Annotated in this window: 4 protein-coding genes; all 4 read right to left on the minus strand. The window is 67.4% G+C overall.

Translation table 11 applies throughout. The annotated features are described in order from the left end of the window. Positions 1-353: hypothetical protein (locus AC1DOC_RS29150; protein ID WP_478131067.1), on the minus strand; the 353-nt coding region annotated here is incomplete at its 3' end. Continuing rightward, on the minus strand, positions 350-1,435 hold the full coding sequence (locus tag AC1DOC_RS29155) for an RNA-directed DNA polymerase (RefSeq protein ID WP_478131068.1): 1,086 nt from the start codon (positions 1,433-1,435) through the stop codon (positions 350-352). The genes AC1DOC_RS29150 and AC1DOC_RS29155, both read right to left, overlap by 4 nt. 320 nt (positions 1,436-1,755) lie before the next feature. Beyond that, positions 1,756-2,130 (minus strand): four helix bundle protein, encoded by a 375-nt coding sequence (locus AC1DOC_RS29160; RefSeq protein ID WP_478079254.1) that lies wholly within the window; start codon positions 2,128-2,130, stop codon positions 1,756-1,758. Positions 2,131-2,183: 53 nt separating this feature from the next. Next, positions 2,184-2,496: Lcl C-terminal domain-containing protein (locus AC1DOC_RS29165; protein WP_478131069.1), on the minus strand; the 313-nt coding region annotated here is incomplete at its 5' end.

Raw genomic sequence — 2,496 nt, forward strand, 5'->3', positions numbered from 1 at the left:
TACCAGGCCTGCGGCTCCTTGCCGTAGGGCTCGGTCTCATCGGGGATCTGGCCCGGACCCGCGAGGCCGTTGTGCACCCAGGTCATCGCGGCCTCGGCGCCTTTGCCGTGCTGCCATTCGATCCACGCGGATTGATTGGCGACGACCTGGTCATGGACGATGTGCGCGAGGGTCTTGTAGTTCTCTTTCGCTCGCGCGATCTCGGCCGCACGAGTGTTGATCCAAGCCGCTAGGTCGGCGAGCTGGTTGGTCATCTCGCCTTCGTCATCCGCGATGCGGCCGTGGGCGCGCAGTTCTTTGACGACCTGAAGAAGGGCCGGGAGGCCCGAAGGCGTCTGGTGTTCGTTGCTCATGCTTCTTTCCTTCTGAAAATCTTGGTCAACCCGCCGTCGACCGCATGCCCGCGCTTCAGCAGCGCGCGCGCGATCGCGACCTGGTCCTGGTGGCTCTGGCTGGCCTGGCGCACCAGCCCGAGATAGCTGTTGCCGGCCGCGTACAGCTCGCTGCTGGCCATCATCTCGATGCGCCGCACGGCGGTGCGCACGGTGCGCGGCCGCGTGGTGTGGCTCCATGGCCGGATCACATGGCCGACGAAGTCGATGCCGCGGGAGACCGGCTGCAGGATGGTCTTGCGCGGGTTCAGGCGCGCGCCGAGCTGCGCGGGCAGGAAGGCGTCGATGCGCTGCAGCGCCTGGTGCAGCCACTGCGGCGACTCGTGCAGCAGGATGAAGTCGTCGACGTAGCGCACATAGCGCGTGGCCTTCAGCTGGTGCTTGGCGTACTGGTCGAGCGCATCGAGGTGCACATTCGCAAAGAACTGCGACGACAGGTTGCCGATCGGCAGGCCGGTGTCGTCGGGCGCGTTGAACAGGCTCTTGTGCGCCGGCACGCGCGCCAGCAGATCGGCGCGGCCGCGCACCTCGTGGTCGGTGCGCGGGTCGTGGAACAGCACGGTGTCGGTGAGTGCCAGCCAGAACGGCTCGTGCACCCGGCGCGCGAGCTGGGCGCGCAGCGTGGCCTTGTCGATAGCGACAAAGAAGTTCGCCAGATCGCATTTCAGGTAGTRCGCCGGGCGGCTCCAGTTCTGTGTGACGCTGCGCACGTCGCGCGCGAGCAGTGAGGCGGCATGCAGCGTGCCGCGGTCGCGGATGCACGCGCAGCTCGCATGGATGAAACCGGCCTCGAAGCGCGGGCCGATGTGGTTGTAGAGCAGGTGGTGCACGATGCGGTCGCGGAAGTCCGCGGCCCACACCTCGCGCAGTTTCGGGCGGGTGACCACGAAGCAGATGCTGCGGCCGGGCCGGTAGGCGCCCGCCAGCAGCTCGGCGCGCAGCGCGCAGAGGTTGCGCTCGGCGTCCGCCTCGAAGGCCTGCGCGCTGGCGCTATGGCGCTTGTGGCGCCGGCAGTCCAACCAGGCTTGCACCAGGTCGGCCATGGAAAAGGGTGCCTCCCCCTCGAGGGAGGCGGATGAATCCGCGGCAAGCACGAACCCTGTGCTCGTTGTCCTTGTCGTTCCAGTTGCTGTTGCCGTTCTCGAAGTCCTGGACGAAGGCGTTGTTGCGCGAGTTCTGCGTGATGACGGGCTATCTACATCGCCGGGCCGAAGGCTTGCGCCGATCGGCTCGGAAACTGCGCCGGACCAGAGCGCGAGCTGCTGCTGCGGCTCGCCGGTCTCCGTGGTGCGCATGGCGGTGGGCTTGTGGCCCAGCGGCCCGACCGGATTCATAAAACGCACGGGCATGATGGCCTTGACCGTCATGCAGCAGGCGCTGCGGAAAGGGTGCCGAGGGTCTGCTTGCGCCAGCCGCCGGCCTGCGAGCCGACGGCGTCGAGCAATTCGACGGAGGCGGCCCAGAGCTTGGAAGAAATCAGCCGCTTGTCATGGCTGACGCGAAGCATCGCCGTGGTGGCGCGCAGGTGGCGCAGCAGGTTGTCGAGCTGCTGCAGCCGCTCGGCGCCGCGGCAGGCGTTCGCCATGGCCATCGCCTCCAGCATCTCCACGCAGAGAGCGTGGATCTTCTCGCCCAGGCTGCGCTTGAAAATGCGCGGCATCTGGGTTTGCACGTCGAGCGCCAGCGAAAGCAAGTCGCAGCCGTGCTTGTAGATCGGGAGGTCGGTGTAGAGGGCCATGGTTCCAAAAAATTCGCGGACCGGCGCTCAGCGCCGGTGAAGGGCTGAAGGGTTCAAGCGGTCAAGTGAATCCAGCGGCAAGCACGAACCCTGTGCTCGATGCCCTTGACGCCCCAGCAGCTGTCGCCGCCCTCGAAGTCCTGGCCGAAGGCGTCGTAGCGCGAGCCCTGCGTGCTCGACCAATACCAGTCGTCCTTGCTGAAGTGCTCCGGGGCGTGGGCGTGGGCCAGCACCAGATCGACGCGGCTCGGCAGATGGAAGTCGGTGTGTCCGTCTTCCGTGTAGGCGGCGGCCCAGACGGCGGCGGGGTGCTCGCTGCCGCTGGCCAGCAGCGCCGCGGTGTTGGCGCGGCCGTCGAGCATGCTC

It is taken from the genome of Variovorax sp. 01T439_2 (assembly GCF_056398445.1).